The organism is Methyloceanibacter sp. (assembly GCF_041573655.1).
Lineage (GTDB): Bacteria > Pseudomonadota > Alphaproteobacteria > Rhizobiales > Methyloligellaceae > Methyloceanibacter.
In genome coordinates, this window is the sequence record NZ_JBFFQD010000077.1 from 1 (window position 1) to 6450 (window position 6450).

At 64.8% G+C, this 6450-nt stretch carries 8 protein-coding genes; all 8 read right to left on the bottom strand.

Annotated features, from left to right (window positions below; translation table 11 throughout):
• Positions 1 to 191 precede the first annotated feature (191 nt).
• Positions 192 to 896: a transcriptional repressor LexA gene (gene lexA / locus ABY454_RS11820; protein WP_372930913.1), complete on the bottom strand. Its 705-nt coding sequence runs from the start codon at positions 894 to 896 to the stop codon at positions 192 to 194.
• 186 nt (positions 897 to 1082) lie between these two features.
• Complete coding sequence (gene glp, locus ABY454_RS11825) at positions 1083 to 2282, bottom strand: gephyrin-like molybdotransferase Glp (protein WP_372930915.1); 1200 nt, start codon at positions 2280 to 2282, stop codon at positions 1083 to 1085.
• A 6-nt stretch (positions 2283 to 2288) separates the two neighbouring features.
• Positions 2289 to 2768 carry a cyclic pyranopterin monophosphate synthase MoaC gene (moaC, locus tag ABY454_RS11830; RefSeq protein ID WP_372930917.1) on the bottom strand — a complete coding sequence of 160 codons (480 nt, stop codon included), beginning with the start codon at positions 2766 to 2768 and terminating at the stop codon, positions 2289 to 2291.
• On the bottom strand, positions 2765 to 3583 hold the full coding sequence (gene trpC, locus ABY454_RS11835; RefSeq protein WP_372930918.1) for an indole-3-glycerol phosphate synthase TrpC: 819 nt from the start codon (positions 3581 to 3583) through the stop codon (positions 2765 to 2767). Before trpC ends, moaC begins: the two co-directional genes overlap by 4 nt.
• A gap of 3 nt (positions 3584 to 3586) precedes the next feature.
• Entirely contained in the window at positions 3587 to 4642 is a 1056-nt protein-coding gene (trpD, locus tag ABY454_RS11840; protein WP_372930920.1) for an anthranilate phosphoribosyltransferase, read from the bottom strand.
• Complete coding sequence (locus tag ABY454_RS11845; protein ID WP_372930922.1) at positions 4632 to 5252, bottom strand: aminodeoxychorismate/anthranilate synthase component II; 621 nt, start codon at positions 5250 to 5252, stop codon at positions 4632 to 4634. Before ABY454_RS11845 ends, trpD begins: the two co-directional genes overlap by 11 nt.
• A 46-nt stretch (positions 5253 to 5298) precedes the next feature.
• The gene (locus ABY454_RS11850; RefSeq protein WP_372930923.1) at positions 5299 to 5820 is read right to left on the bottom strand and encodes a histidine phosphatase family protein; all 522 of its coding nucleotides are present in this window, start codon (positions 5818 to 5820) and stop codon (positions 5299 to 5301) included.
• A 17-nt stretch (positions 5821 to 5837) separates the two neighbouring features.
• On the bottom strand, positions 5838 to 6450 hold a 613-nt coding region (locus ABY454_RS11855; protein WP_372930925.1), incomplete at its 5' end, for an anthranilate synthase component I family protein.

Genomic DNA, 6450 nt, shown 5'->3' on the forward strand with positions numbered 1-6450 from the left:
CCGCGCCGCGCGGGTTCTCGTCGACCGGCGCGCGCTGAAGCGAGGCGGCGCGCATGCGCTTTTCATAGACGGGCTCTCAATCCGCACCGAAACGGTAACCCATGCGCGCAGAAACCGCCCCTGGACGCGGGCTGACACACACGCGAAGACGCGCACGCGGCACGGACTGACGAAATAAGAGGGAAGCGGTCCTAGTAGCGGCGGATGAGCCCGACAAGGCGCCCTTGCACGCGCACCCGATCGGGTCCGAATATGCGGGTCTCGTAGGACGGGTTGGCGGCCTCGAGCGCGACGGAATCCCCACGGCGGCGTAGACGCTTGAGCGTGGCTTCCTCCTCGTCCACCAGCGCCACGATGATATCGCCGTTGGTGGCGTCCTCGCAGCGGCGCACGATGATGGTGTCGCCTTCCAAGATCCCGGCCTCGATCATGGAGTCACCTTTGACCTCGAGCGCATAGTGCTCGCCCTTGGCCAGCAGCTCCGGCGGCACCTCGATGGTGGCAAGCCGGCTTTGGATGGCCTCGGCGGGGACGCCGGCGGCGATCTTGCCCATGACGGGTACAGCGACGGTCTGTGGCGCCGCCTCGCCCTCGGAGACCTCAGGAACACGCCCCAAGCTGCCTTCGATCACGCTGGGGGAGAAGCCCCCCCGCGCACGAGCCGTGACGCTCTGCGGCACGGAGTCCGGAAGGCGGACGATTTCCATGGCCCGGGCCCGGTGGGGCAGGCGGCGCACGAAGCCGCGCTCCTCCAGGGCCGTGATCAGCCTGTGAATGCCGGATTTCGACTTGAGATCGAGCGCCTCTTTCATCTCGTCGAAGGAGGGCGGCACGCCCGTTTCCTTCAACCGCTCGTGGATGAACATGAGAAGCTCTTTCTGCTTCGGTGTGAGCATCAAATCCCCTTCGAGCGATCAGGAATCGGGCTGTAACGCCTAGAAACGATTCTCGCCCCGCCTGTACAAACCATGAACAGTATAGATGTTCTAGTTGTGTTCCGCAAGCCGCATGGCCACAAAATGTGTTTTGCCAGAAGGTCTGGCGGACATTTGCTCGCGTGATTCGGGTTTCTGGGGCCTTAACTATTCCGCCAAGGGCCAAACCAGGACCTTTGTGCCTTTGGCCAGGCCAGGGTGGTGCGGGGGCTGCACGATGAGGCAGTCGGCCTTGGACAATGAGGCCATGAGCGACGAATCCTGGGAGGACAGGACGTGAACGTGGCGCGTTCCGTCCTCGGCAAAGCTGGAGGTCGCCCGCAGGTAATGCTCACGGGGACCGTTCCGCGGCAGATCCTCGGCGAGGACCGCGCGATGCGGAACCGCGGTGCGATCCTCGCAGAGAAGATGGCCAATCATCGTCCTCAGGAACACCACCGAACAGATAAAGGCCGAGACCGGGTTTCCTGGAAGACCGAGCACGTGCTGGTCTCCCAGACGTCCATAGAACACCGGCTTGCCGGGCCGCATGGCGACCCCGGCGAAGTCCAGCGCCATCCCGGCGCGGGCGAGAGCCGTCTTCATCAGATCGCGGTCCCCAACGGACGCACCGCCGATGGTCACGAGAATATCGGCGTCGGACCCCCGCGAGATGGCCTCCACCAGCGCGTCCTCATCGTCTGGGGCGATCCCCAGGTCGATCGCTATCCCGCCATAGTCCTCAACGAGCGCGGCAACGCCATAGCTCACCGAGGCCACGATCTGATCGGGGCCCGTTGCGTCTCCGGGCGGCACGATCTCATCGCCCGTCGATAAGATGGCGACCTTCGGCTGCCGGCGTACGAGCACGTCCGCGTAGTTCATCGCCGCCGCCAGCATCAACGCCCGCGCCCCAAGGCGGGTGCCGTCCTCTAGAAGCTTATCGCCTTCCATGAAGTCCTGACCGCGCGGGCGGATATGACGGCCGGCCGTCGCGGCATTCACGACAACGCGGGCGCCGTCCGCCTCCGTGTCCTCCTGGATAACGATGGTATCGGCGCCTATCGGAACGGGCGCGCCGGTGAAGATGCGGACAGCCTGGCCCGGTCCGACAACGCCGTCAAACCGCGCGCCCGCGGCGGATTCGCCAATCAGCGCCAGCGTCGCGGGCAGGGTGGCCACATCGGCGGCGCGCACCGCATAGCCGTCCATGGCCGAGGCATCGAACGGGGGCTGTGTCTGCTTCGCGCCCAAGGTGGTCGCCAACACGCGACCATGGGCGTCCGAGATTGGAACCCGCTCGACGCCGAGCCGATCAAGACCTGAATCGATCCGCCCAAACGCCTCGGTTACGGAGATGAGGGCCATCGCCGGTCAGGGCGCGCGATAGAAGCCGGAGCGGCCGCCGGTCTTTTCGATCAAGCGGATGCCGGAGAAGCTCATGGCGCGGTCCACCGCCTTGCACATGTCGTAGAGCGTGAGGCAGGCCACCGAGATCGCCGTCAAAGCCTCCATCTCCACACCCGTCTTGCCGTCGACTTTCGCGGTCGCCTCGACGCGGAGGCCGCAGGGTTCGCGCGAGGGCGTAAAATCTATGGTGACCTGGGTGAGGGACAGCGGATGGCACAGCGGAATGAGATCGGCGGTCTTCTTGGCGCCTGTGATCCCTGCGATGCGTGCCGTGGCTAGCACGTCGCCTTTGGGGGCGGTGCCGTCGAGGATCATGTCAAGCGTCGCAGGGCTCATCGACACGAAGCCTTCGGCAATAGCGGTACGCGTCGTGACGGTCTTCTCCGAGACGTCGACCATGCGCGCCTCGCCCTTGTCGTTTAGGTGGGACAGCCGCGCGCTCATGATGCCGCCTTGGCGGTGTCATCCGCGCCCGAGAGCAGGGCCCGCGTGGCAGCCGCCACGTCAGCCTGCCGCATCAAGCTCTCGCCGACCAAGAAGGCGTGCACACCACTTGCCGCAAGGCGCGTCACATCCGCATGGGTGAAGATTCCGCTCTCCGCGACAACAAGACGATCGGAAGGGACGCGAGGCGCGAGCTGTTCCGTCGTCGCAAGCGTCGTGTCGAAGGTTTTCAGATTGCGATTGTTGATGCCGATGAGCGGCGTCTTAAGCTTTAGCGCCCGGTCGAGTTCGGCATCGTCATGCACCTCGGCGAGGACGTCCATGCCGAGCCCGTGCGCGGCGACTTCCAAGTCGCGCGCGAGCCCATCGTCGACCGCCGCCATGATGATGAGAATGCAGTCAGCCCCAAGCACGCGCGCTTCGAACACCTGATACGGATCGATCATGAAGTCCTTGCGCAAGACGGGGAGGCCGCAGGCCGCGCGCGCCATGGTGAGATATTCCGGATGCCCCTCGAAGGAGGGCGTATCGGTCAGCACGGACAAGCACGCAGCGCCGCCCGCCTCGTAGGCGACGGCGAGGGTGGGCGGATCGAAATCGGCGCGGATCAATCCCTTTGACGGGCTCGCCTTCTTGATCTCTGCAATCAGCCCGAAGGCGCCATGATCGATGCGGTCCCGCAAGGCGCGTTCGAAGCCGCGAACCGGCGCGGCAGCTTCAGCCTCCGCGCGCACGGCACTCTCAGGCCGTGTTTTCTTTGCTGCTTCAATCTCTTCGCGCTTATAGCTAAGTATTTTGTCTAGCACGTGGGCCATGGCTCAGACCTTATCATGGCTCAGTTTAACCAGCGCCTCTAAGACGTTCATGGCCCGGCCACTATCGATGGCGTCCGCGGCAAGCGCCACACCATCCTGCAAAGTCTTGGCTTTGCCGGCAACGAGGAGCGCGGCGGCGGCATTCAACAGCACGATGTCGCGCAACGGACCTTGATTGCCTTGCAGCGCGGCCCGGATATGCGCGGCGTTCTCCACGGCATCACCGCCGACGAGATCCTCCGGCTTTGCGTCCGGTAGGCCGGCATTACGGGGCGAAATCTTGAACGTCGAGACCTTGCCGTGATCCAGAGCCGCCACATGGCTGACATCCGTGGTGGTCAGTTCGTCAAGCCCATCGGCGCCGTGCACCACCCAAGCGCGCTCGACACCAAGCATGTTCAGGACGTTCGCAACGGGCTCTACCCATTTTTCATGGAAGACGCCGACGACCTGGTACTTGGTGGCCGCCGGGTTCGCCAACGGCCCGAGCAAATTAAAGATCGTCCGCACGCCAAGCTCGCCGCGCACCTTGGCGACGTGGCGCATGGCCGCATGATGGGCAGGGGCAAACATGAAACCCAGCCCGCACTCCGAGATGCAGCGTTCGATGACTTCGGGCGCGCATTCGAGATTGACACCAAGGGCCGCGAGCACATCGGCCGAGCCCGAGCGCGAAGAGATCGACCGATTGCCGTGCTTGGCCACAGGCACGCCCGCGCCCGCAACGACAAAGGCCGTGCAGGTCGAGATGTTATGCGTGCCTTTGGCGTCCCCGCCGGTCCCGCATGTGTCGATGGCGCCCTCGGGCGCCTCGACCGACAGCGCCTTGCTCCGGAGCACGCGCGCGGCACCGGTGATCTCGTCGACCGTTTCGCCGCGAACCTGCATACCCATCAGCAGCGCCCCGATCTGCGCGTCGGTCGCGCCCCCGGACATGATGAGCTCGAAGGCCTCGGCGGCCTCCCGCTGTGTCAGGGCATCGCCCGCCACCACCTTCTTGAGGGCTGCGCGCAAATCTTGAGGCTCGCCGGCGCGATCCGGCGCGGGATTAGAGGGCACCGACCGCTTCTCTCTTTGGGTTTCCGCGCTGACGCCGTTCGACGCGCGCGAGATCGAGGAAGTTGGCGAGCAATTGATGGCCGTGCTCCGAGGCAATGCTTTCGGGATGGAACTGCACGCCATGCACGGGATAGCGCTTGTGCTGCACGCCCATGATGATGCCGTCTGGCGTCTCCGCGGTGATCTCCAGATCCTCCGGCAGCGTGTCGCGCTCCAGGATGAGCGAATGATAGCGCGTCGCGGAGAACTCCTGCGGTAGTCCGGCAAACACGCCCTTGTCCGTATGGCGCACCTTGGACAGCTTACCGTGCATGAGATACGGCGCACGGATCACGCGGCCGCCATAGACTTGACCGATGGCCTGATGACCGAGGCAAACGCCGAGGATCGGCACTACGGGGGCGGCGCGCTGGATCAGCTCCAGGCAGATGCCGGCCCGGTCCGGATCGCAAGGTCCCGGCGACAGCACGATGGCCTCGGGCCCTTCCGCCAGCACCTCGTCCACGGTCACTTTGTCGTTCCGGTAGACCTGCGTGCTCGCGCCCAATTCCCCAAGGAAATGAACGAGGTTGTAGGTGAAGCTGTCGTAGTTATCGATCAGGGTCAGCATGGCTTGGTGTTACGCCCGGCCCCTAGCTGACGTCAAGGTCGAGGGGCTAGCCTCCGCGCAGCTCCTTGGGCGTGAGGAACAGGCTCAGGCTGCCGCTATTGACGTCGACGCTCGACCACAGCCCGGCGGCGAAGTTGAGCACCGCGAGCGCGCCGGTCGGGTATTTCTCCTTCAGACGGTCGCGCATGTGTTTCGGCCCGGAGCCGATCAGGTCCCCTGCCAACGCCTCGATCTCGGGGTTGTGACCCACCACCAGAACGCGGCTCGCCCCCGGCGGGATCGCCCGCAGCATATCCAGCATGTCCTCCGGGCTCGCGTGGTAGAGCGCGTCCTTATAGGTGACTTCCGGCTTGACCTTCAGCTCCGGCAGGAGCAGGTCCAGCGTATCGACGGTTCGGCGCGCCGAAGAGCACAGAACAAGCTCCGGGTCGAGACCCCGCTCTGTCATGGCGCGCCCCATGACCGGTGCATCGCTCATGCCGCGCGTGGAAAGGGGCCGTTCCCGATCCGGCAAAGTGGGGTTCTTCCAACTCGACTTGGCATGGCGCAGGAGGCTGAGTGTGAGCATGTCCGGCCTCTACCCGGTTACTGGCCGCGCTTGCCACGGGCGGCGAACCGCACGGCCTCGTCCGCGGCCTTGAACAGCGCGCCGGCCTTGCTGACACATTCGGCTTGCTCCCGCTCCGGCACGGAGTCGGCGACAATACCGGCGCCTGCCTGAACATACATGACGCCGTCTTTTACCACCGACGTCCTCAGCACGATGCAACTGTCCATCTCGCCATCGGCGGAGAAGTAACCGACGCAGCCCGCATAAATGCCGCGCGCCGCATCTTCCAGCTCGTCAATGATCTCCATCGCACGCACCTTTGGCGCACCCGATACGGTGCCGGCCGGGAAGCCCGCCATCAGTGCATCGACGGAATCGCGTTCCGGGGCGAGCACGCCGCGGACATTAGAAACGATGTGCATGACTTGGCTGTAATACTCGAGGAAGAAACTGTCGGTGACTTCGACGGACCCGATCTCCGATACACGCCCGGCATCGTTGCGCCCAAGGTCGAGCAACATCAAATGCTCGGCCCGCTCTTTCGTGTCGGCCAGGAGCTCTTCGGCCAGTGCCTTGTCTTGCTCAGGCGTCGTGCCGCGGGGCCGCGTGCCTGCGATCGGTCGGATCGTCACCTCGCGTTCTCGCACG

What these genes read in the sequence shown, in the direction of transcription:
- lexA (WP_372930913.1), bottom strand. Translation starts at nt 896, where the DNA reads ATGCTCACACCGAAGCAGAAAGAGCTTCTCATGTTCATCCACGAGCGG.
- glp (WP_372930915.1), bottom strand. Translation starts at nt 2,282, where the DNA reads ATGGCCCTCATCTCCGTAACCGAGGCGTTTGGGCGGATCGATTCAGGT.
- moaC (WP_372930917.1), bottom strand. Translation starts at nt 2,768, where the DNA reads ATGAGCGCGCGGCTGTCCCACCTAAACGACAAGGGCGAGGCGCGCATG.
- trpC (WP_372930918.1), bottom strand. Translation starts at nt 3,583, where the DNA reads ATGGCCCACGTGCTAGACAAAATACTTAGCTATAAGCGCGAAGAGATT.
- ABY454_RS11845 (WP_372930922.1), bottom strand. Translation starts at nt 5,252, where the DNA reads ATGCTGACCCTGATCGATAACTACGACAGCTTCACCTACAACCTCGTT.
- ABY454_RS11850 (WP_372930923.1), bottom strand. Translation starts at nt 5,820, where the DNA reads ATGCTCACACTCAGCCTCCTGCGCCATGCCAAGTCGAGTTGGAAGAAC.